Genomic DNA, 24103 nt, shown 5'->3' with positions numbered 1-24103 from the left:
GGGCTTCCTCAGTCGGCTTTCTTCAGGTCGACCACCACCGCGGTGGCGGCGAGCCAGGCGACGATCAGGCTGGCGAAGAACAGCAGGTCGCGCAGGTCGATGACGCCCTTGCTGATCGCGTCGAAGCGCGTCAGGAAGCTCATCGAGGCCACCGCGTCCAGCAGCCATTGCGGGGCCCAGGCGTTGAAGGCGTCGAGCACCAGGGGGAAGCCGCTGACGATGAACACGAAGCACATCACCACGGCGAGGATGAAGGCGATCACCTGGTTCTTGGCCAGCGCCGACATGCACGAGCCGATGGCCAGGTAGCCGCCGGCCAGCAGCCAGCTGCCGAGGTAGCCGGCGAGGATGGCGCCATTGTCCGGCTCGCCCAGGTAGTTGACCGTGAGCACCATGGGGAAGGTCAGCAGCAGGGCGATGCCGGCGAACACCCAGGCGGCGAGGAACTTGCCGGTGACCGCCTCGAAGCGGGTGACCGGCAGTGTCATCAGCAGCTCGATGGAGCCGGACTTGCGCTCCTCGGCCCACAGGCGCATGGCCAGCGCCGGGATGAGGAACAGATAGAGCCAGGGGTGGAAGTTGAAAAAGGCTGTCAGATCCGCCTGGTTACGCTCGTAGAAATTGCCCAGGTAGAAGGTGAAAACCCCTGACAGGACCAGGAAGATGACGATGAAGACGTAGGCCAGCGGGGTGGCGAAGTAGCTCGCCAGCTCGCGCCTGAAGATCACCGGCAACTGCTTCATGCCGCTTCCCCCCTGGTCAGGCTGCGGAACACCTCGTCGAGGCGGCCGCGCTCCACGTCCAGTTCGCGGATGCGCCAGCCACGCTCGGCGATCAGCGCGTTCACCTGCGGGAAGATCACCTCGCCCGGCCTGGCCAGCAGCGTCAGGCTGCGCTCCAGCGGGTTCTCCTCCAGCGCCGCCACGCCCGGCAGGGCGGCCAGGGCCGCGCGGTCCAGCTCGTCGTCGGCGACCAGGGTCACCGCCTGGTGGTAGCGCGAGCGGCTTTCCAGCTCGAAGGGCGTGCCGTCGGCCAGCAGGCGGCCGTTGGCGATCACCACGGCGCGGGTGCAGACCGCGGTGACCTCCTCGAGGATGTGGGTGGAGATGATGACGATGCGGTCCCGCGCCAGGCCGCGGATCAGCTCGCGGACCTGGTGCTTCTGGTTCGGGTCGAGGCCGTCGGTGGGCTCGTCGAGGATCAGCACCCGCGGGTCGTGGAGGATCGCCTGGGCCACGCCGACGCGGCGCTTGAAGCCCTTGGAGAGGGTCTCGATGGACTGCTCGCGGACGCGCTCCAGCTCCAGTTGCCCGACCACCCGCGCCACCCGCTCGCGCTTCTGCGCGCCGCGGTAGCCGCGCACCTCGGCGATGAACTCGAGGAAAGCGCGCACGCGCATGTCGCCATAGCAGGGCGCGCCCTCGGGCAGGTAGCCGATCAGGCGCTGGGCCTGCAGGGTCTGCGTCTGGATGTCGAAACCATGGATGCTCGCGGTGCCCGAGGTGGGCACGAGGAACCCGGTGAGCATCTTCATGGTGGTGGACTTGCCGGCGCCGTTGGGGCCGAGAAAGCCCAGGACTTCCCCCGGTTGCACACAGAAGGACAGGTCGTCCACCGCGGTGTGCTGCGCGAATCGCTTCGTGAGTCTGCTTATTTCGATCATTTCTCTCACCGTTGCGCCAAGAGCCGCCTCGACACTCGCAACACGCAGTGGAGACAGGCTCCTACAAATGCCGCCGGGACTATAGGAACCGACGGATGGCAGTGCAAGATGGAGACTGTGACGAAAAAGTACGTCGTCGTGCATGAAATTTTTTTCAGGAATGCTGCCATCCTTTCAGGCAGAAGGCGCCGCGGCCGGTCCCGGGCCAGCCTCCCCGCCCTTTTGCCGGCGGTGCCGTTGCGGCACACTAGCGTCCGCTTGGTCGCCACCGAGCCCCGTTAAACTGCCTGCGAGCCCGTATGCCCCGTTACCCGTTCCGCCGCTTCGGTTTTGGCGTCCTGCGCCGCCTGCTCTACCTCTGGGTGCGCTCGGAAACCATCAACCAGTCGTCCCTGAGCCTGAAGATCGACCGCAGCAAGCCGGTGCTCTACGTGCTGCAGCAGCCTTCGGTGAGCGACCTGGCGGTAGTCGACACGGAATGCCGCAAGGCCGGCCTGCCGCGCCCGGTGATGCCGGTGGCGGTGGGCAGCAGCATCGAGCCGGCGGCCTTCTTCTACCTGACGCCGGAGCCCGACTGGCTCGGCCGCCAGGACAAGCGCGGGGCGCCGCCGGCGCTGGTGCGGATGCTCGCGGCCATCGGCCAGAACGGCGTGGACGATGCGCAGATCGTCCCGGTCAGCGTGTTCTGGGGGCAGTCCCCGGACAGCGAGAAGAGCGCCTGGAAGCTGCTGTTCGCCGACAACTGGGCGGTGACCGGGCGCCTGCGCAAGCTGGCGCGCATCCTCATCCTCGGGCGCAAGACGCGGGTGCAGTTCTCCGCCCCCATCCACCTGCGCGAGCTGGTCGACCAGGGCAAGGGCCAGGAGCGCACCCTGCGCATGGTCCAGCGCATCCTGCGGGTGCACTTCCGCAACCAGAAGACCGCGGTCATCGGCCCGGACCTCTCGCACCGCCGCACCCTGGTCAAGGGCCTGCTGCGCGCGCCCCTGGTGCGCCAGGCGATCCAGGAAGAGGTCGACACCCAGCACATCACCCAGGAAAAGGCCGAGGCCCTGGCCCTGCGCTACGCCAACGAGATCGCCGCGGACGTGTCCTACCCGGTGATCCGCTTCCTCGAAGTCACCCTCACCTGGTTCTGGAACAAGCTCTACGAGGGCGTGCGGGTCAACCACATCGAGCGCGTGCAGGACGTGGCCCAGGGCAACGAGATCGTCTACGTGCCCTGCCACCGCAGCCACATCGACTACCTGCTGCTGTCCTACCTGCTGTTCCGCAACGGCCTGACGCCACCGCACATCGCCGCCGGCATCAACCTCAACATGCCGGTGGTGGGCTCCATCCTGCGCCGCGGCGGGGCCTTCTTCATGCGCCGCAGCTTCAAGGGCAACCAGCTGTACACCGCGGTGTTCAACGAGTACCTGCACACCCTGTTCAGCCGCGGCTTCTCCACCGAATACTTCGTCGAAGGCGGCCGCTCGCGCACCGGGCGCATGCTCCACCCGCGCACCGGCATGCTCGCCATCACCCTGCGCAGCTTCCTGCGCGACTCGCGCCGGCCGATCGTCTTCGTCCCGGTGTACATCGGCTACGAGCGCGTGCTCGAAGGCCGTACCTACCTGGGCGAGCTGCGCGGCGCGGCGAAGAAGAAGGAGTCCATCTTCGACCTGTTCAAGGTGGTGAGCGCGCTGCGCCAGCGCTTCGGCCAGGTGTGGGTGAACTTCGGCGAGCCGATCCACCTGGACGGCTTCCTCGACCAGCACGAACCCGGCTGGCGCAAGCAGGAACTGGCGCCGGAATACCGCCCCGCCTGGCTGCCGGACGCCACCAACCAGTTGGCCCGCGAAGTGGCCCGCCACCTCAACGACGCGGCGGCCATCAACCCGGTCAACCTGGTGGCCCTGGCGCTGCTCTCCACCAGCCGCCTGGCCCTGGACGAACGCGCCCTGGAACGCGTGCTCGACCTCTACCTGGCGCTGCTGCGCAAGGTACCCTACTCGCCCAGCGCCACCCTGCCCGACGGCGACGGCAAGGCGCTGATCGAATACGTGAAGAGCATGAACCTGCTGTCCGAACAGAAGGACGCCCTGGGCCGCATCCTCTACCTGGACGAGCAGAACGCCGTCCTCATGACCTACTACCGCAACAACGTCCTGCACGTGTTCGCCCTGCCGGCGCTGATCGCCAGCTTCTTCCAGAGCAACGCGCGGATCAGCCGCGAGCAACTGCTGAACTACACCCGCGCGCTCTACCCCTTCCTGCAGCAGGAACTGTTCATCCGCTGGGACCTGGACCAGCTCGACGCCGTGATCGACCAGTGGCTGGCCGCGCTGGTGGAGCAGAACCTGCTGAAGCAGGACGGCGACGCCTACGTGCGCCCGGCCCCCAGCTCGCGCGAATACGTGCTGCTGACGCTGCTGGCCCGCGCCATCACCCAGACGCTGCAACGCTTCTACATGGCCATCGCCCTGCTGCTCAACGCCGGCCAGCGCCAGCTCGGCGCCGAGGAGCTGGAGAACCTGTGCACCGTCATGGCCCAGCGCCTGTCCATCCTCCACGGCCTGAACGCCCCGGAGTTCTTCGACAAGACGCTGTTCCGCAACTTCATCCAGGCCCTGCTCGAACAGCGCGTGCTGCGCAAGGACGAGGCAGGCAAGCTGAGCTACCACGAGAAGCTCGGCGAAGTCGTCGAAGGCGCCGCCAAGCGGGTGCTGCCGGCGGAGATTCGCCTGTCGATCCGGCAGGTGGCGTTGGAACGGCCGCCCCAGGAGGCCCCTCAGGCAAACGCCGAATAGGCATCCCCCCTCCCCGCGGACAGCCAGCCGACAAACGGCTGTCCGCGCTGTAAGGCAGCAATGGCATAGCACATGGCCATGTCTGGAAGAATCTGAAACTCGTCACATTCCGATTGCCAGCCTTGACTCAGAAAGCCCCGACTCTTACATTCCCCGCCTTCATACATGCACGTCTGTAGGATCAAGGAAGTCCCTGTGTTCAAACGGATTCTGGTCGTCTGCGTCGGCAACATATGCCGCAGCCCTACCGCAGAACATCTGTTGCGCCAGCGCCTGGCCGGCAGCGACATCCTGGTCAGCTCCGCTGGCCTCGGCGCCTTGGTCGACAAACCCATCGAAAAACATGCCCTGGCCGTTCTCCAGCAACACGGCGAGGAGCCGCACGAACACCGTGCCCGCCAACTGACGTCCAGCCTGCTGCGCGAATCCGACCTGGTCCTGGTCATGGAAAAGCGCCACCTGCAAGGCGTCACCCAGATCGCCCCGGAAGCCCGCGGCAAGACCTTCCTGCTCGGCAAGTGGCAGGAAGACCTGGAAATCCCCGACCCCTACCGCCAGAGCACCGCCGTGTTCGAGCACGCCTACGCGCTGATCGAACAGGGCGTCGACGCCTGGGCCAAACGCATTCGCCCGAACCGCCAAGCCTCACTGACGAAGAAGTAAAAGAAGCACGCCCATGCAACAGCAAGCCCCGGTAGCCATTCACGACAAAGACGATGACGAGATCGACCTGCTGGGTCTGCTCGGCACCCTGATCGACCACAAATGGCTGATCGCCGGCATCACCGCGGGCTTCATGGCCGTGGGCGTTGCCTATGCGCTGCTGGCTACGCCGATCTATCGATCGGATGCGATCGTGCAGGTGGAGCAGAAAAAGCCCAGCATTCCCGGGCTATCGGATATGGGCGACCTGCTGGGGGCGCAGTCGGAGGCCATTACAGAGATTCAGCTGCTGACTTCGCGCGCGGTCATCGGCAAGGCGGTGGATAATCTCAAGCTGAATATCGTGGTGGAGCCGTCGCGGTTTCCGGTGATCGGGGGCTTCCTGGCCCGACATTTCAGTCCGGAAACTCCGGATGAAATCGCGACACCGCTGTTCGGCCTGAGCCGTTTTGGCTGGGGTGGGGAGGAGCTGAAGGTCTTCCAGCTCGATGTGCCGACTGCTCTGCTGGAAAAAACTCTCACGCTGATCGCTGGCGAGAATGGCACCTATACCCTGCTGGACGATGACGACAATGTGCTTGTCGAGGGCAAGGTAGGCGAAGCCTATGACCAGCATGGCGTAAAAATCCAGGTCGAGGCGCTGCATGCCAACCCCGGCACGCACTTCAATGTAACGCGCGAACGCCGCCTGACCACCATCCTGCGCTACCAGGACAACCTGAACGTCGCCGAGACCGGCAAGGAGTCCGGCATCATCAGCCTGTCGCTGGAAAACGACGAACCGGCCCGCGCCCTGCAGGTACTGGATGAAATCAGCAAGCTCTACGTCCGGCAGAACGTGGAGCGTGCTTCCGCGGAGGCAGCTTCCAGCCTGGAATTCCTGCGCGGCCAACTGCCCGATGTACGCCGCGAGTTGGAAAAGGCTGAGGATGCCCTGAGCGCCTATCAAACCAAGTCCAAATCCGCGGACATCAGCCTGGAAACCAAGGCCCTGCTCGACCAGATTGTGGCGCTGGACACCAACATCTCCGAACTGAAACTGCAACAAGCGGAAATGGACCGCAAGTTCACTCGCCAGCACCCGGCTTACCAAGCCCTGCAGACCCAGATCGGCGAATTGACTTCGAAACAGAACGGTCTCACCCACAAAGTCGAAGGTCTACCGGAAACCCAGCAGGAACTGTTGCGCCTGACTCGCGACGTTGAAGTCAGCACCGCCATCTACACCCAACTGCTGAACAAGGCCCAGGAGTTGGACGTCATGCGCGCGGGCGCGGTAGGTAACGTCCGCATCATTGACTCCGCGGATGTCGATATCACTAAGCCGGTCAAACCCAAGAAAGCCATGATTGTCCTAGTAGCCACGCTACTGGGCCTGTTCTTCGCCGTCGGCCTGGTCCTGCTGCGCAAGGCATTGAATCGCGGTATCGAAACGCCAGACGCCATCGAGCAACTGGGCCTGCCCGTCTATGCCTCGATCCCCTACAGCGTTCTGCAGAAGGCCGAGGAAGACAGACGCGACAAGGGCCGTGGCCGCGCAGCCAAGGCAGCTCCTCTGCTCGCCATCAGCCACCCCACCGACCTGGCCATCGAGTCCCTGCGCAGCCTGCGCACCAGCCTGCACTTCGCCATGCTGGAAGCCGGCAACAACCGCCTGATGATTTCCGGCCCCAGCCCCGCGGTGGGCAAGACCTTCGTTTCCTCCAACCTGGCAGCCGTCATCGCCCAGACCGGCCAACGCGTGCTGCTGGTGGACGTGGACATGCGCAAGGGTTACCTGCACAAGGTGCTCAATAGCGGGGAAGAAAATGGTCTGTCCGACATCCTGGTCAAGCGCTGCGACCTCAATACCGCTGTACGCACCACCGAGATCGAGGGATTCCACTTCATCCCGCGCGGCCAGATCCCGCCGAACCCGTCCGAACTGCTGATGCACCCCAATTTCACGGCCTTCCTCGAAGAGGCCAGCCAGCATTTCGATCTGGTGATCCTGGATACTCCGCCGCTGCTGGCGGTCACCGACGCAGCCATCGTCGGCCGTCAGTCCGGCACCAGCCTGATCGTCACCCGCTTCGGCCTGAACCCGGCACGGGAAATCGAATTGACCATCCGCCGCTTCGCACAGAACGGCATCGAACTCAAGGGCGCCATCTTCAACGGCGTAGAGAAACGTGCCTCGGCCTCCTACGGCTATGGCGGCTACGGCTATTACCACTACGAATACAAATCAGACAAAGCCTGATTGAGGAAAGGCCAGGGAAGGCCTTATCCATATACCCGTCCGCATAGCGGGCATCGGAAAGCCGCAGGAGCAGTCAGTCCTGCAACGAGGGAATCATGCCGGACGCAACCGGAAAACGCTGGTACCTGGTCCAATGCAAGCCGCGCCAGGCCTTGCGCGCCCAAGAAAATCTGGAGCGCCAAGGATATCAGTGCCTTCTTCCATTACTCCAACTGGAGCGACTGCATCAGGGATGTTTGCAGCAGCACTCCGAGCCACTCTTCCCAGGTTATCTCTTCATTCATCTAGATAGGGTAGAAGATAACTGGCTGCCTATTCGCTCTACTCGCGGAGTGAACCAAATAGTCAGCTTTGGTGGTCGCCCGACGCCTGTTCCGGAAGACATCATCGACTCGTTGCGTCAGCCCAGAACGATCATCACGCCCGCTCTCACTCCAGGTGAGCGAGTATCGATCAACGATCCTGGCTTGTCGCACCTGGACGCCATATTTCTAGAAAACGACGGGGAAGGAAGGGTCCTTCTTCTACTCAAGCTGCTTCAGCGCGAAGTGACAATCACTGTGCCACTTTCTCGAATCGAAAAGTCTATCATCTGAGCGGTTAGATGTTCGAGCAGCAAGTTTATCTAATGCAAACCATCAACATTTTTATTTATTCACCGGGAACCTCTGAACAGAAAACCAGATCAGAAATTAGTCGTATTTTCAAATCCTAAAGAGATAGCTCTCTATCTCACTGGTATTCAGGCGCAAGCCCGGCCCGATTGCCGTTACATACCGATATACAGAGTCCTCAGGAAATTGACCAAAAATCCTGGGGCGGTAGCGTGCCAAATCCCTCTGATTCACAATCGGACCTATGCGCAAAATCCGCTGAGATGTCAATGCTGAACGAAAAACTCAAGCGTTTGTGCAACGTGGGGCTTCGCGGCTCGACACTTGCCAGCAAATTTTTACTGGTTTTTTTCCTCGCGCGCCTATTATCGCCCGCAGAGCTAGGGCTGTTTGGTTTGCTCAGTGCAACCATAGGTTATTCACTTTATATACTGGGGTTCGACTTCTACACCTTCTCCACTCGAGAAATATTGAAGGTTCCCAAAAGTCAAAGAGGCTCCATACTCAAGAACCAAGCCAGTATCTTCCTGGTCCTCTACATCATCGCCCTGCCTCTCCTGAGCATTGTTTTTATCAAAGGACTTCTTCCTTGGAAGTATGCCGCCTGGTTCTTTACTCTAGTCGTCCTTGAGCACTTAACTCAGGAGCTTGGCCGCCTGCTCATCGCAGTCTCCGAGCAACTTGCGGCGAGCATTATCCTATTCCTTCGGCAAGGTATTTGGCCAATTTTGGCCGTTGCGGCCATGTCTTTTTCAAAAGATCTACGCACGCTGGATTTCATTCTCGCAGCTTGGTGCATCGGTGCCACATTCGCACTCCTGCTAGGTGTTTTCATACTGTTCAGGGCCGGGTTGAGTGGTTGGTCGGCAAAAGTCGATTGGCAATGGATCTTGCGAGGTCTGAAAGTATCCAGCGCTCTGCTGGTTGCGACCCTGGCCATTCGGGGGGTACTGACTCTGGACCGTTACTGGGTCCAGTCTCTGTCCGGGTTTGAAGTGCTTGGCGCTTATGTGCTTTTCATCAGCATAGGCAATGCCCTGATGTCGTTCCTCGATGCAGGTGTTTTCTCGTTTGTTTACCCTGAACTGATCAAGGCTTGGCATTCCCGTGACATCCCGAAGTTCCGAGCAGAGCTGGCAAAGCTGGCAGGGCAGACCACAATCGTAAGCGCCCTATTCTTCGGCATAGCATTACTGGCTATCGAACCATTGCTCCATTGGCTGGGAAAAGATCTCTACATCACCTATCAATCCATTTTCCCCTGGACTTTGCTAGCCACGACACTCTATGGCGTCGGGATGATTCCTCACTATGCACTATATGCAATGGGGTATGACAGATCGATAATTTATAGCCATCTACTTTCCCTACCTCTGTTCACGGCGAGCGCCTGGTTGAGTTCAAACTACTCAGCAACATTAGCCGTTCCCATATCAGTATGCGGAACTTTCCTTTTCATACTGCTCTGGAAGTCGGCTTCATTATTCCTCCTCAGATACGAAATTTCCTCCCAAAACGCTTCGAACACAGCTAAGGCATAAGCCAAGGATACATAAATGCTCCAAAACAAAACCATTCTCGTCACTGGCGGTACCGGTTCTTTCGGCAATACCTTCGTACCGATGACTCTAGCCAAGTACAATCCCAAGAAAATCATCGTCTTCTCCCGCGATGAGATGAAACAATGGGAAATGGCCAAGAAATTCCAAGGTGACAACCGCGTTCGCTTCTTCATTGGGGACGTCCGTGACAAAGAGCGCCTCTACCGTGCTCTGGATGGTGTCGATTACGTTGTCCATGCCGCGGCCACGAAAATCGTTCCCACAGCGGAATACAACCCTTTCGAATGCGTAAAGACCAATGTCATGGGTGCCATGAACCTGATCGATGCCTGCATCGATAAAGGAGTGAAGCGCGTGGTGGCACTTTCGACCGACAAGGCCAGCAGCCCCATCAATCTGTATGGCGCAACCAAACTGGCTTCGGACAAGCTATTCGTTGCTGGCAACTCCTATTCTGGAGCTCATGACAGCCGGTTCTCTGTCGTCCGCTATGGCAACGTAATGGGATCACGCGGCTCGGTAATCCCGTTCTTCATGTCCATCAAGGACAAAGGTGTCCTGCCTATCACCGACGAGCGCATGACTCGCTTCATGATTTCGCTGGAGGAAGGTGTCGAGCTAGTCTGGCATGCCTTCGAAGATATGGAAGGCGGCGAAATCTACGTGAAGAAGATTCCGTCAATGAAAGTCACCGACCTGGCCCGAGTGGTCGCTCCGGAGGCGACCCAGGAAGTCATCGGCATCCGTCCCGGCGAAAAGCTGCATGAGCAGATGATCAGCGCTGAAGACGCCTATTACACCTACGAATATCCCGAGCACTTCAAGATCCTACCAACGATCAATAACTGGGCGACTTGCGAGAAGCGTATCAAGAACGGCAAGAAGGTGCCCGAAGGTTTCGTCTATGCCAGTGACAACAACTCCGAATGGATGAGCGACGAAGCTCTCAGCGCTTGGATCGACCGCAACTTCGATAAGATCGGGAGTATCTAATGATTCCCTATGGCCGTCAGGAGATAACCCAGGCAGACATTGATTCGGTAATCGAAGTCCTGCGCTCTGACTTTCTGACCCAAGGCCCGATGGTGCCGCGCTTTGAACAAAGCGTGGCCCAGCATGTAGGCGCCCAGCACGCGTTGGCAGTCAACAGCGCGACCTCCGCGCTCCATATTGCGTGCCTGGCTCTGGGGCTGGGTGATGGCGATGTTCTCTGGACGTCTCCTATAACCTTCGTTGCCTCGGCAAACTGCGCCCTGTATTGCGGGGCTCAGGTCGATTTTGTAGATATCGACCCCAGAACTTACAACCTTTGCCCCAAGGCGCTCGCCAGGAAACTCGATCAAGCCGAAGCCGCGGGTAAATTGCCGAAGATTGTGGTTGCTGTGCATTTATGCGGCCAGCCTTGCGACATGGCGGCAATCCACAAGTTGGCGCAGCGCTACGGTTTCAAAGTGATCGAAGACGCGTCCCACGCTATCGGCGGCAAGTACCGCGGCGAGTTCATCGGCAATGGTCGCTACAGCGATATCACCGTATTCAGCTTCCATCCGGTGAAAATCATCACCACAGCCGAAGGTGGAATGGCGCTCACGAACGATGCGCAGCTTGCGCAACGCATGGCCTTGCTGCGTAGCCACGGTATCACTCGCGATCCCTCGCAGATGACACACGAAGCCGATGGCCCCTGGTACTACCAGCAGATCGATCTGGGCTTCAACTATCGGATGACCGAATTACAAGCAGCCCTGGGGGTATCCCAGATGCAACGTCTCGACGGCTACGTCGCTCGTCGACATGACCTGGCTCGCCGCTATGACGAATTGCTGGCGGATCTGCCGGTAGTCACACCATGGCAGCATTCGGATAGCTACTCCGGACTGCACCTCTATGTCATTCGGCTGAAGCTCGAAGAGTGCTCCCAAAGCCATCGGAAGACCTTCGAGAAGCTCAGGGACGCCGGAATCGGCGTGAACCTGCATTACATCCCGGTCCACACCCAACCTTACTATCGCGAACTGGGTTTCAAGTTTGGCGACTATCCGGAAGCCGAGCAGTACTATCGGGAAGCGATCAGCCTGCCGATGTACCAGACTTTGAGCGAAGAGCAGCAGGATCAAGTCGTTGCGGCTCTACGTCAGGCAGTCGGAGCATGAAGCTAGCGGTGATCCCTGCCCGCGGAGGCAGCAAGCGGATTCCAGGCAAGAATATTAAACAATTCTGCGGAAAGCCAATGATTGCCTGGTCGATCGAAGCGGCCATTCGAAGTAAATGCTTCGATAAGATAGTAGTTTCGACCGATGATCCCCAAATTGCTCGGATATCAGTTCAGTATGGCGCAGAAACTCCTTTCATGCGTCCTAATGAATTATCTGATGACTATACCGGCACGACTCCAGTGATCCAGCACGCCATTAAATGGCATCAACAACACGGACTGTTTCCGGATAAAGTTTGCTGTATCTATGCAACAGCGCCGTTTATAAGCCCAATAGACCTGAACAAGGGATTGGAGATATTGGAGCGACAGAAAGTCGAATATGTATTTTCTGCCACAACCTATCCCTTCCCAATCCAGCGAGCGATTCGTTTGGACTCTAACGGCCGAGTAGAAATGCTCAACCCTGATCATTTCAAAACTCGCTCCCAGGACTTAGAAGAGGCCTATCATGACGCAGGCCAGTTCTACTGGGGTCGAGCGAATGCCTGGCTAAACGAACGAATAATCTTCAGCAACACCTCCAAAGTCATATTACTTCCTAGCCATCGGGTACAGGATATCGATACACAGGAGGACTGGTATCGAGCCGAGTGGATGTTTAAATCCTTGCAGGCCGAGACGAGCTCCCCCTGATGAATATTGTCTTTCGTACCGATGCCTCGCTAAAAATGGGCTCTGGACACTTGATGCGCTGTCTTACATTGGCGGATGCATTAAAAGCCCAAGGAGCTCACTGTCATTTTATCTGCCGCGAACATCCAGGTCATTTGAACAATTTCGTCTTAGAGCGAGGGCATAGTCTTCATGTGCTTCCGTTCATTGCCCGGAATATGCTGGATGATCCATTTGTTCCAGTACACGCTGGATGGCTAGGAGCGCCTTGGTACGAAGACGCTGAACAGACTGCCGCTGTGCTCGAAACTGTACAGCCAGACTGGCTTGTGGTCGATCACTATGCCTTGGAAAAACGCTGGGAACAGGAGGTCTCAAGGCACTGCAACCGCCTGATGGCACTGGATGATCTCGCCGACAGAAGCCATTATTGCGATCTACTTCTTGACCAAAGCCTGGGACGAACCTCTGAGGATTATCACGGACTTATCCCTGATGCCTGCCGTTTACTTCTGGGACCAAGTTATGCCCTTTTGCGGCCGAAGTTCAGTGAATTACGTGCCCGAAGCCTAGCAAGCAGAAAGAATCGCTCTTTGAGTAAGATTCTTATCAGCATGGGGGGCGTCGACGCCTCCAATGCAACTGGGATGGTTTTGCAGGTGCTGGGTTCTATTGTCGATCCTAATTGGCAAATACAGGTCGTCATGGGAGCTAACGCTCCATGGCTATCAGATGTCTGCCACCAAGTAGAACTGATGCAATGCTTCACTCAACTGCTGGTCAATACTCCAGATATGGCCAGCCTAATGAGCGATGCGGATATTGCAATTGGCGCTGCAGGGTCCACAAGCTGGGAACGCTGCTGCCTAGGGCTACCCACTATCATGTTGATACTAGCTGAAAATCAACGCTTGATTGGCCAGCGCTTGCACGAAGCGGGTGCAGCATTTCTGATTCCCTCCATTGAACAGATTCCTGCCCTTCTACCGATATATGTGGAAAATCTTCACTCCCCTGAAGAGCTTACACGAGCCTCGAAGAACGCAACTGTCTTTGTCGACGGCATTGGCACACAACGCGCAATAGAAGCAATGATGAAATAAACGGAGTTCTCCATGGAGCGTCTTCGAAAACTAACCGAGGCTGATTTACCTTTAACTTTAAATTGGCGGAATACCCCCTCAATCAATCGATACATGTTCAATCAGAACATTATCGAGATGTCAGAGCATACCCAGTGGTTCCGTCGTGCTATCGAAGACCCAGCACAAACTTTGCTTATATTTGAGCAGCGAGCAAAGCCCGTTGGGTATATGAACTATACCCAACGATCAAAGGGAGCTATCGTAGAATGGGGATTCTATGTAGCGCCTGACGCGACTAAAGGCACAGGGACAAAGATGGCCCTATGCGCACTACAATATGCATTTGAAGAAATTAAACTTCAAAAAGTTTACGCCCAAGTACTTTCTTACAATTATGCGTCAATAAAACTTCATAACAATCTCGGATTTCAAAATGAAGGAATCCTTCGAAAGCAGCACTTCGATGGCGTGAACTATCACGACATCTACTGTTTTGGATTGTTTGCAGACGAGTGGCGGCAAACACAAGGAAGCCATTAAATGAAAGCTATTCCCAATATCAGTATTGCCGGGCGTCGTATTGCTGAGGACTGCCCTCCTTACGTTATTGCAGAACTATCCGCGAATCACAATGGAAAGCTGGAAACTGCATTAAAAATCATAGAAGAAGCACACAAGGCTGGAGCAGACGCAATAAAGCTTCAGACCTATACGGCCGACACAATTACTTTGGATAGTGACGCAGACGAATTTAAAATCCATGGAGGGTTATGGGGTGGAAAAACGCTCTATCAGCTCTATCAAGAGGCTCATATGCCATGGGAATGGCATCAACCGCTATTTGAATATGCACAAAAACTAGGAATCACCATCTTTAGCTCGCCCTTTGATAATACAGCAGTTGATTTACTGGAAAGCCTTAATGCGCCCGCATACAAAATAGCCTCCTTCGAAGCAGTAGACTTGCCACTAATAAAGTATGTGGCGGGCACAGGCAAGCCAATGATCATTTCTACCGGCATGGCTGATGCTGAGGAAATTGAAGAAGCTATTCAGGCAGCAAGAGATGGTGGCTGCAAGGAGCTAGCAATACTGCATTGCGTAAGTGGATATCCAGCCCCCCCAGAAGACTACAATCTTCAGACCTTAGTTGACATGAAAAATCGCTTTGGATTAGTCACAGGCCTTTCAGATCACACTCTAGACAATATCACCGCCATTACAAGTGTTGCCCTAGGCGGATCCATTATTGAAAAGCACTTTACCCTCAACCGAAACAATGGTGGACCAGATGATAGCTTTTCTCTGGAGCCTAGCGAACTTAAAGAACTTTGCAAGAATACCAAAATTTCTTGGTCTTCTTTGGGAAGGATTGATTATGGCCGAAAATCAAGCGAGATTGATAATGTCAAATTCCGGAGATCTCTATATTTTGTAAAAAATTTAGAAGCAGGTGATATGATAACAGCCGACTCAGTCAGAAGTGTTCGACCTGGTTATGGACTTGCGCCCAAGTATATGAAAGAGGTAGTTGGGAAATCTGTGAAAAAGAAAACTCTACCCAATACACCAGTATTACCTGGCGATTACGAATAACCCAACCGACACGGACAGAGTTTTAGCCAAATGAAAGTCTGCTTTATTGCAAACTATCAAAAGACACTATTCTTTTACAAAATATCAGAGCAACTAAAAAAAAATGGAATAGAAATATTCTGGATATCGGCAAATAAACAACAAGCTGTTGAGCTAGAGAAAAACTCTCCCAAAGAAAATATACTCCTCATAGACAAGTCCTTACTCGACACAGAGAATCTTCCTATAGATGACTTTAAAATAAAAGAGCTAGTACATGGAGATCGCTGCTTAAAATATGAAAACTGGGGAATTAACTATCTAAAAAAAATTCAGTCCCCTATATATAATTTTATAAAACAAAAAGAAATAAATCTTGTCATCGGAGAAATCACTTGGGCTCATGAAATACTTATACTTAGAATTATAAAAAGCAGAGAAGAATTAAACGCAAAGTTTTTGAACCCTCACACCATTCGAATACCGTCTGACAGATTTGCCTTCTTTACAGATGAATTCCAGTCAAAAATATTTGAAATAGAAAAAGAAACCTCAATTCATACAACACCAACTGAAATCAAAGTCTCAGCACCAGACTATCTACAATTAAACAATACTCTCCTTAAAAAATCCAGAACCTTTAATCATCGAGCCAAGAAGCTATATAATTTTATAACACGCTGGAAGAAAGACTTTAATGATCCAACCCTTACGACCTCACACTTAAGAACACTAACAAAAAGAATAAAGGAAGAATTAAACAAGGAATTATATAGATTTATACCTAGAAAGAAATTCGATGAAAGCATAAGAAACGAAAAATATGTTCTATTAACCCTTCACAAACAACCCGAAGCATCTATCGATGTTATAGGTCGGTACTATGAAGATCAAGAGGTCAATATAACCAATATATCAAGATCGCTACCAGATAACTGGAAACTTTTAATAAAAGAGCATACGAATGCAATCGGGGATAGAAGTATCTTCTTCTTCACTCGTTTACTTAGAGACCCCGCGATAGTCTTGATTGATGAGAACGAGAGCTCACTAAACATTATTGAGAACGCTCAGTTAGTCATAACTGTATCTGGTACTGTAGCTTACGAAGCAGCTATGAAGGGGATTCCTAGCGCCACATTCGCTGATACATTTTTCAACAAACTAGGTCTTTGTAAGAAACTGACACTAGAAGATCTTAGAAATAGTGATATCCCAGAGCTAATTGAACATATAAAGGAATCAGAGAGTAAATCCCATGAATTCAAGAACTGGATACTAAGAAATAGCTTCGAGGGCATAATATCCGATCCGATATCAAATCCGAAATGTATAACAAGCCACAACATCGAGAAAGTATCTGATGCAATTCTTACAGTCGGCAGAGAAATTATACCCTCAGCACGCATACAATAAAAAACCCAAAACAAAAGTATATCCAGAAGACATTCTTTCGGCCCTTATATTATTATTATCACCAATTGCCAACCTTTCTTTACAAGCAACTTCACTAGGAATATTTGGCGCGTCAGCCTCAGCCCCCTTTGTAGGTCTATTATTTTTATTTATTTCGTATAGAAGCCTAAGCAAGGGAATAATAAGACGCGAAACAGCAATAATTATAACCTACGTCATTGTGATATCAACTTTATACCTGCTATTCACTCCACAACAAACAAAAGATGAAACAACATTACTAAAAGCAATAAAAATACTCATTTTTTACACTCTTAGTACATCTCTAGTGTTAACAAAAAATCGAAATTACTCTATTTTAAAGCTTGGAGCATGGGGCGGGTTACTTTTATGCGTGGCGTCAACGCTACCAACTCTTTCGGATATTAGTTTTCTTAATTACGAAGGGAGCAGTGAAGGCCGCCCAAGGGGGCTTACAATGGAAGCAAGTCATTTTGCTTTTATTTCTGGATCTCTAGCCCTAATAATCTTTTCCCTTGATCCAAGAACTATCAACAAAGTCATTGCCTCTTTAATTGGCGCACTACTTCTGATTTACAGCCAATCGAAAGCTGGAATTGTATTGTATGTCGCTGGTTTTTATATACTACTTACCATACAAGCAAAGAGCAAAAAATACATAGTAATTACATCAGCACTGATTCTCATCACTAGTTATATTGCCATATCCTACATTCTCCCCTACATCTTGGGAAGAATATCAATCGATATGGATAATTATACATCTACAGCAACACGAACCATTGGATTCATGAGTGGGATATATATAGCATTACACAATCCATTCGGCGTAGGTTTTGGTGCCTATTTGAATGAATACCTATCATCTATCCCTTATGTGATCCGCCTAGCCAGACCATATCTTCCATATCTAGATTACTCAGAGGTTATTGGATATACCACACAGCAAACAACAAAATCCATTAGCACAAAATCATTCCTATCAGACTCTATAATATACTTCGGAATCCCTTTCGTTTTCTTCCTTTTACTAAAAACCCGAAAAATAATTTCGAATATACTCAGAAACAGAAAGTCACACCTTATACCTGGATTTTTCTTTATTATTTCTTCGCTCTCATTCTGGAGTACCGGTATAGGCTTTTATCCAGCATTTATATTGATTTCCATCACAATTAATCTCTCTCAGGACAATAATAAATCATGAAAATACTTATTGTTGCTGGCGATTCTCCGTACCCAGCAAATCATGGAGGTCGCGTAGACATATTTGAACGGTTAAAAGTGATTTCAAAAACATACGGAAGAGAAAATATAGACATAATTATAACAGGCAATGAACTTACCACGGAGACAAACAAAGAGCTAAAAAAATATTGTCATGGAATACTGGTCTCACCTAGAAACACTGGCATTAGCGCTACACTTTCCCTAACTCCATTTCAAGGAAAATCTAGAGCATCTCTAAAAGATCTAACCCCCTTACGAGACCAGTATGACATAATGATTCTTGAGGGAGACTATGTTTTTCCCATTCTAGACAACCCTAGAATTAACTGCAAAACCCCCCTGCTTAGAAGTCATAACATTGAAAGCAAATATTTTTATAACTTATTCAAAGCGGACACCACTTGGAGAAAAATATTTTACCTTTCAGAATCAATAAAATTTTACATCCAAGAGAAGAGAGAAACTTACAAAAACATAAAAAAACTCTACATATCGAAAAAAGAGAATCAAATCCACGGAAATAAAGAGTATTGGCTTCCAACACCAGTCGATGTAGATGGTATTTTAGAGCGTACTACCTTCCCACAAGGGGAAGATGTTCTTTACATTGGCTCTCTTTTTATGCCAAACAATATATTTGGCCTTCGCTGGTATCTGGAAAAGGTACATCCAACCATAGAAAGTAGTTTACCTAACTACAGACTTCACATAGCAGGAAATACTCGTGACCATGAGATCACTTGGCTTAAAAATTACAAAAATATAGAAATCTACCCTAACGCTTCAGACGAGATGCTAGAGTCTCTATATAATAAATGTTCACTTTTTGTGTCCCCAATATTCCACGGAGCAGGAGTAAAAATAAAAAATATTAACGCTCTAGCTTCAGGAATCCCCGTTATCACGACAACCGTTGGAAATGAAGGTACCGGACTTTCCCCTAAACATCATATTTTTATTTCGGATACACCAGAAAATTTTATAAATACAACAATTCGGCTATTGACTCAAAAGCAAGAGGCCTATCAGCATCTACAGGCAGCACAGAATTTTATTAAAGAGCACTATGCAGCCCAAAGAATTTCACACTATATAGAGCAAACCACTTCATCAAAGGCGTAATTTTCCAAGTTCAAAATATTTAGATAAAGTCCCATAGAAAACCACCAAGCCATCACACTTCAATTCGCGCCTCACACTCATCAAGGATATAAATGAAAGTCGCAATAGTTCACTATTGGTGGCTCAGTAACCGAGGCGGCGAGGCAGTTTGCTCCGCCATTGCCGAAATTTACCCAGAAGCAGATATATTCATTCATGTCTGCGATGAAGATCTGGTGCGCAAAACGTTACCGAGCAACTTCAAAGGGCAGATCAAGACGACATTTATTTCGCGACTCCCTGGTGCCCGTAAACATTATCAGAAGTACTTACCGCTCATGCCACTTGCCTTGGAGCAATTAAATCTCACCGAGTATGACCTAATCATCAGCAGCGAGTCTGGACCGGCAAAAGGTGTCATTACTCGTCCCGACGCGTTGCATGTTTGTTACTGCCACTCTCCCATGCGCTATGTCTGGGACATGTACCATGAATATCTCTCGGGGACAGGGCGACTCATACGCATGCTGTTCCCAGCTATAGCTCATTGGTTACGAATGTGGGATAAACTTTCAGCAGACAGGGTGGATCACTTCATTGCGAATTCAAGATTCGTCGCATCACGCATCCAGAAGTTCTATCGTAGGCAGGCTGAAGTTATCTACCCACCAGTAAACGTATCTGAGTTCAGCTATTCCGAGGAACGAGGCGACTTTTATCTCTGCCTGGGTCAACTTGTGGCATATAAACGCGCCGACTTGGCCGTAGAGGCCTTCAATAAGTTGGGCTTACCTTTGATAGTGGTGGGAGAAGGCGAATTATTCAACACGTTGAAAGAGATAGCTAATTCTAATATCACGTTGATGGGACGTCAGTCGTTCCCAATTATCAAAGATCTACTTCAGCGTTGTCGTGGTTTAGTATTTCCAGGCTTGGAAGACTTTGGCATCGTCCCCGTCGAAGCAATGGCTGCCGGCGCACCAGTTATTGCTTACGGTAAAGGTGGTGCCTTGGATACGGTAGTCCATGGAAAAACGGGTGTTCTTTTCCATGAGCAGAGCATTGATGCATTAGTCCAGGCAGTGCGTCAATTTGAAGCAGGAAATTTTGAATTCGCCTCGGCCGAACTGCATCAGCATGCAAAAACCTTCGAGAAAAGAAAATTCCAACAGCGCGTCAAAGACTTTATTGACAAGGCCTTGGCCACAACCTGAACCCTTCCTGTCAAGACAATATAAAAATACTCGCCCATACTAACAATGAGTTATGGGACTAAAGGACTATACAGATGATACTCCCCGTCATCATGGCCGGTGGAGCTGGTTCCCGGCTCTGGCCGCTTTCTCGGCAATTAAACCCTAAGCAGTTCCTTCCCTTGGCCGATGCCCAGCTCACCATGCTGCAAGCCACTATCCAACGCCTGAAAGGGCTGGATACCAGCCAGCCTCTCCTGATCTGTAATGAGCAACATCGTTTCCTCGCTGCAGAGCAGATGCGGCAAATAGGAATGGAAAACACTCGTATCTTGCTTGAGCCCGCAGGCCGCAATACAGCCCCCGCGATAGCCCTGGCTGCTCTGCAGATCGTAAGTGAAGCCATTGATCCAATTATGCTTGTATTGGCCGCAGATCACCTAATTCATGATATCGACGCTTTCCAAACAGGAATCCTCACTGCTCTCCCTCTTGCCATCGCAGGTAAGCTGGTCACGTTTGGTATCGTCCCAAGACATCCGGAGTCAGGTTACGGATATATCGAGAAAGGTGACAGGTTGGCTCCAGATGTTTATACGGTCAGCCGCTTTGTTGAAAAACCAGATCTCTCGGTCGCATGCGATTACGTTGCGAGTGGCAACTACTGTTGGAACAGCGGTATGTTCATGTTTCGAGCGGGCCGCTATTTGGAAGAGCTCCAGCGTTTTCAACCGGATATTCTAGAGGCCTGTCGCAAAGCTATCGAGGGCGGTCAGCAAGACTTGCACTTCACACGTATCGACTGCGATGCATTCCTCGCCTGTCCAGAAGACTCGATTGATTATGCGGTTATGGAAAAGACTTCCGATGCGGTCATGGTGCCATTAGATGCGGGTTGGAGTGACATTGGTTCTTGGTCTGCATTATGGGATGTCAGCGCAAAAGATAGTGATAACAACGTTTTCAAAGGTGATGTTCTCGGACAGAATACGCGCGGCACATACGTTTACGCCGACAGTCGTCTCGTGGCAACCGTGGGTGTCGAAGACTTGGTGATCGTTGAGACCAAGGATGCGGTGCTCGTCGCACACAAGGACAAAGTTCAGGAAGTAAAAAACATCGTCGAGCGGATAAAGCGTGACGGCCGCAGCGAGCACATCAACCATCGCGAGGTGTATCGCCCCTGGGGCGTATATGACTCGATCGATAGCGGCCATCGCTACCAAGTCAAGCGTATAACCGTACAGCCGGGCGCCAAGCTCTCCGTACAAATGCATCATCATCGCGCTGAACACTGGATAGTAGTCAGCGGCACGGCGAAAGTTACCAACGGTAATGAAACCTATCTAGTGACTGAAAACCAGTCTACTTATATCCCGATTGGCCAGGTTCATGCTCTTGAAAACCCCGGAGTGATCCCCTTGGAACTTATCGAAGTGCAATCCGGTTCCTACCTAGGTGAAGACGATATCGTCCGCTTCGAAGATAAATACGGGCGAGCCTGATCCAAAGCTCCCAGTCATTACTTAATGCGAGCCGCATAGCTCCCATCACTCCCGCAGGTTCCCAATGCGTAGCGCTGTCATCTTCGGAGGCTCCGGCTTTATTGGCGTTTTTTTCGCCAAGCAATTGCTCTCCACAGGATCCGTTGAAAAGGTGTATTTGTTCGACAAGGAACAGGTCGCGGAAAAACCTTTTGCCTATCGCACCCGGCTGGTGCGAGAGTCTGATGGAATCGTCGAAATTCATGGCGACGTTCGTCATCCCATCAACTGGGTACCGACTGAACCAGTAACACTCATCGCAAACTTCGCGGCCGTGCATCGCGAACCAGGGCATGAGGATATCGAATACTACGAAACCAACCTGCTTGGTGCGCAACACGTCTGTGATTGGGCTGAACAAGTACGTTGCAATGAAATCATCTTCACCAGTTCAATCTCGCCTTATGGCCCAAGTGAAGAGCAGAAAGATGAGTGCTCTCTTCCTGCTCCAGTAACTGCCTATGGTGGTTCGAAGTTGGTCGCAGAAAAGATGCATCAGACCTGGTTAGCAGCTGACATGGAAAGGCGTCATCTCGTCATCGTACGGCCCGGCGTGGTGTTCGGACCAGGCGAAGGAGGGAATGTATCTCGTCTGATCAAAGCGGTGATCCATCGTTATTTCTTCTACATGGGAAATCGTGATACCCGAAAGGCGGGTACCTATGTGAAAGAACTATGCTCGGCCATGTGGTGGATGCTGGAAAGGCAAAAGGCCCAAGGAGAACACTTCTCCCTGTTCAACATGTCGATGAATCCTGGCCCTTCGATCCAAGACTATGTCGATACTGTTTGCCAGGTTGCAAACATAAAACGCAAGATACCAGCGATTCCGTATCCACTGCTCCTAGCTGCTGCATATGGTATCGACCTGGTTGCTCGTCCTCTCGGTATTCAGCACCCCTTCAGCCCGGTTCGCATCCGCAAGCTGGTGCGCTCCAACAATATTCATCCCGGCCGCCTAGTCGAACAGGGTTATCCCTATCAGTATGATCTGAAGTCAGCATTTACTGATTGGAAATCCTCTGCTCCCGAGGAGTGGTACTAATTTCTGATAGCAGAATCGAGTTCCAGAGGAAATCAAAGATGAATGGCATGGACCGTGGAATTCTTCGCCCCCATCAAGCCACTATTTCCGTATTGCAAAAATTGCTCGACCTGTTCGTGATCTGCGCTGGAATGGGTGTCGTGATCATTGCAAATGACAACCCAACGGAAAGTGCCCCAATTATCGCCTCGTTGCTGGCACTAGTGATTTTTTATCTGCTTGGTGACTTCGGGCAGTTGTATGCGTCATGGCGGGGCGAACGAATCCGCGAAGAACTCCGCAAGGTAGGAGGAGTGTGGGCAGTTAGCTTTGTTGGTGTATTCATGGCGGACTACTTCATGGCCGCCCCCCCTCTTCTGAGCGATTCGGCTCTGCTCCAGTGGTTCTCGCTAGTCTTGGCTGGACTATGCGGCTATCGCGTTCTCCTACGCATTGGCCTGCATGCTCTGCGCCGTCGCGGCTTCAACACCCGCTCGGTGGCCATCGCTGGTGCCGGCCCCTTAGGCCAGCGCTTGGCCGCTAACATCGCTGGCGCTCCCTGGATGGGTCTAGATCTGCTCGGTTTCTTCGATGACAAGCACCGCGAGCCGGTTCGTTTAGGCAAGAGCCAAATCAAACTGCCCATTTCGGGCGGACTGGAGGCGCTGGTCGAGCAAGCCCGTGCGGGTGACATTGATCGCGTCTACATCACACTACCGATGCGCAGCGAGGCACGTATCAAGTGGCTGGTGAACCAGCTCAGCGATACCACCGCCTCGGTCTACATTGTTCCCGACATATTTGTCTTTGAATTGCTGCATGCACGCAGCCAAAACATCAACGGCGTACCCACAATCAGCATCTTCGATAGCCCAATGACTGGAGCAAATACCGTGGTCAAGCGCTTGGAAGACATCATCCTGTCGATGCTAATCCTCTGCCTGATTGCCGTACCGATGCTGCTGATCTCCGCCGCCGTGAAGCTCAATTCCCCCGGCCCGGTGTTCTTCCGCCAAAAGCGCTACGGCATCGACGGCCGCCCCATCGAGGTATGGAAGTTCCGCAGCATGCGGGTCATGGAGAACGGCTCCGACATAGTGCAAGCCACCCGAGGGGACAACCGCATCACCTCTGTTGGCGCCTTCCTTCGCCGAACCTCACTCGACGAACTGCCGCAATTCATCAATGTGCTCTTGGGCGACATGTCCATCGTCGGTCCGCGTCCGCACGCCGTAGCGCACAACGAACAATACCGCGGCCAGATTAGCAGCTACATGCTACGTCACAAGGTCAAGCCGGGGATCACCGGCTGGGCGCAGATTAATGGCTGGCGCGGTGAAACTGACACGCTGGACAAGATGCAGAAGCGCGTCGAACACGACCTTGCCTATATCCACAATTGGTCCCTGTGGTGGGACCTGAAAATCGTTTTTCTCACAGTGTTTAAGGGATTTATTCACAAGAACGCCTATTGAGAGAACAGAAGGCTGAAGAGTTCCGGAACTCCCCATTAACCAAACCGTGGATCCTGGAAAGCCGAAGGCTTGG

Annotated in this window: 20 protein-coding genes; 18 read left to right on the top strand and 2 right to left on the bottom strand. The window is 52.6% G+C overall.

Annotation, left to right across the window (positions count from 1 at the left end):
- Positions 1–8: 8 nt before the first annotated feature.
- A complete protein-coding gene (locus CHC02_RS11290) occupies positions 9–743 on the bottom strand; it encodes an ABC transporter permease subunit (RefSeq protein ID WP_089391563.1) in 735 nt (244 codons plus the stop codon).
- Positions 740–1663 (bottom strand): ABC transporter ATP-binding protein, encoded by a 924-nt coding sequence (locus tag CHC02_RS11285; RefSeq protein ID WP_089391562.1) that lies wholly within the window; start codon positions 1661–1663, stop codon positions 740–742. The genes CHC02_RS11290 and CHC02_RS11285 overlap by 4 nt, the downstream gene beginning before the upstream one ends.
- Positions 1664–1962: 299 nt before the next feature.
- On the opposite strand from CHC02_RS11285, the gene plsB reads away from it, so the two are divergent.
- The 18 genes from plsB (at position 1963) to CHC02_RS11205 (ending at position 24030) form a co-directional block, all read left to right on the top strand.
- Positions 1963–4455 carry a glycerol-3-phosphate 1-O-acyltransferase PlsB gene (gene plsB / locus CHC02_RS11280; RefSeq protein WP_089391561.1) on the top strand — a complete coding sequence of 831 codons (2493 nt, stop codon included), beginning with the start codon at positions 1963–1965 and terminating at the stop codon, positions 4453–4455.
- 195 nt (positions 4456–4650) lie between these two features.
- The gene (locus CHC02_RS11275) at positions 4651–5118 is read left to right on the top strand and encodes a low molecular weight protein-tyrosine-phosphatase (RefSeq protein ID WP_089391560.1); all 468 of its coding nucleotides are present in this window, start codon (positions 4651–4653) and stop codon (positions 5116–5118) included.
- Between the two features lie 13 nt (positions 5119–5131).
- Positions 5132–7360, top strand: a complete 2229-nt coding sequence (locus tag CHC02_RS11270) for a polysaccharide biosynthesis tyrosine autokinase (RefSeq protein ID WP_089391559.1) — start codon at positions 5132–5134, stop codon at positions 7358–7360.
- Positions 7361–7455: 95 nt separating this feature from the next.
- The gene (gene rfaH / locus CHC02_RS11265) at positions 7456–7956 is read left to right on the top strand and encodes a transcription/translation regulatory transformer protein RfaH (protein ID WP_089391558.1); all 501 of its coding nucleotides are present in this window, start codon (positions 7456–7458) and stop codon (positions 7954–7956) included.
- A gap of 287 nt (positions 7957–8243) precedes the next feature.
- Positions 8244–9515, top strand: a complete 1272-nt coding sequence (locus CHC02_RS11260) for a lipopolysaccharide biosynthesis protein (protein WP_089391557.1) — start codon at positions 8244–8246, stop codon at positions 9513–9515.
- 15 nt (positions 9516–9530) lie between these two features.
- Positions 9531–10529: a UDP-N-acetylglucosamine 4,6-dehydratase (inverting) gene (pseB, locus tag CHC02_RS11255; RefSeq protein ID WP_089391556.1), complete on the top strand. Its 999-nt coding sequence runs from the start codon at positions 9531–9533 to the stop codon at positions 10527–10529.
- Positions 10529–11689: a UDP-4-amino-4,6-dideoxy-N-acetyl-beta-L-altrosamine transaminase gene (gene pseC, locus CHC02_RS11250; RefSeq protein WP_089391555.1), complete on the top strand. Its 1161-nt coding sequence runs from the start codon at positions 10529–10531 to the stop codon at positions 11687–11689. The genes pseB and pseC overlap by 1 nt, the downstream gene beginning before the upstream one ends.
- Positions 11686–12387 (top strand): pseudaminic acid cytidylyltransferase, encoded by a 702-nt coding sequence (gene pseF / locus CHC02_RS11245; RefSeq protein WP_089391554.1) that lies wholly within the window; start codon positions 11686–11688, stop codon positions 12385–12387. The genes pseC and pseF overlap by 4 nt, the downstream gene beginning before the upstream one ends.
- Positions 12387–13469 carry a UDP-2,4-diacetamido-2,4,6-trideoxy-beta-L-altropyranose hydrolase gene (pseG, locus tag CHC02_RS11240; protein WP_089391553.1) on the top strand — a complete coding sequence of 361 codons (1083 nt, stop codon included), beginning with the start codon at positions 12387–12389 and terminating at the stop codon, positions 13467–13469. The genes pseF and pseG overlap by 1 nt, the downstream gene beginning before the upstream one ends.
- A gap of 12 nt (positions 13470–13481) precedes the next feature.
- Positions 13482–13991, top strand: coding sequence for a UDP-4-amino-4,6-dideoxy-N-acetyl-beta-L-altrosamine N-acetyltransferase (gene pseH, locus CHC02_RS11235; RefSeq protein WP_089391552.1), 510 nt, complete (start codon positions 13482–13484; stop codon positions 13989–13991).
- Positions 13992–15047 carry a pseudaminic acid synthase gene (pseI, locus tag CHC02_RS11230; protein WP_089391551.1) on the top strand — a complete coding sequence of 352 codons (1056 nt, stop codon included), beginning with the start codon at positions 13992–13994 and terminating at the stop codon, positions 15045–15047.
- 30 nt (positions 15048–15077) lie between these two features.
- Positions 15078–16442 (top strand): hypothetical protein, encoded by a 1365-nt coding sequence (locus tag CHC02_RS29905; protein ID WP_139210181.1) that lies wholly within the window; start codon positions 15078–15080, stop codon positions 16440–16442.
- Entirely contained in the window at positions 16390–17670 is a 1281-nt protein-coding gene (locus CHC02_RS29900) for an O-antigen ligase family protein (RefSeq protein WP_139210180.1), read from the top strand. The genes CHC02_RS29905 and CHC02_RS29900 overlap by 53 nt, the downstream gene beginning before the upstream one ends.
- Positions 17667–18815 (top strand): glycosyltransferase, encoded by a 1149-nt coding sequence (locus CHC02_RS11225; protein ID WP_089391593.1) that lies wholly within the window; start codon positions 17667–17669, stop codon positions 18813–18815. The genes CHC02_RS29900 and CHC02_RS11225 overlap by 4 nt, the downstream gene beginning before the upstream one ends.
- 92 nt (positions 18816–18907) lie before the next feature.
- On the top strand, positions 18908–20008 hold the full coding sequence (locus tag CHC02_RS11220) for a glycosyltransferase (protein ID WP_089391550.1): 1101 nt from the start codon (positions 18908–18910) through the stop codon (positions 20006–20008).
- A 74-nt stretch (positions 20009–20082) separates the two neighbouring features.
- Positions 20083–21492 carry a mannose-1-phosphate guanylyltransferase/mannose-6-phosphate isomerase gene (locus tag CHC02_RS11215; RefSeq protein WP_089391549.1) on the top strand — a complete coding sequence of 470 codons (1410 nt, stop codon included), beginning with the start codon at positions 20083–20085 and terminating at the stop codon, positions 21490–21492.
- A 64-nt stretch (positions 21493–21556) separates the two neighbouring features.
- Positions 21557–22576, top strand: a complete 1020-nt coding sequence (locus CHC02_RS11210; protein ID WP_089391548.1) for an NAD-dependent epimerase/dehydratase family protein — start codon at positions 21557–21559, stop codon at positions 22574–22576.
- 38 nt (positions 22577–22614) lie between these two features.
- Positions 22615–24030 carry an undecaprenyl-phosphate glucose phosphotransferase gene (locus CHC02_RS11205; RefSeq protein WP_089391547.1) on the top strand — a complete coding sequence of 472 codons (1416 nt, stop codon included), beginning with the start codon at positions 22615–22617 and terminating at the stop codon, positions 24028–24030.
- Positions 24031–24103: the final 73 nt, after the last annotated feature.

Source organism: Pseudomonas delhiensis (assembly GCF_900187975.1).
GTDB lineage: Bacteria > Pseudomonadota > Gammaproteobacteria > Pseudomonadales > Pseudomonadaceae > Pseudomonas > Pseudomonas delhiensis.
Note: the sequence above shows the minus strand (reverse complement) of the source record. Positions and strands in the feature narration are given on the sequence as shown.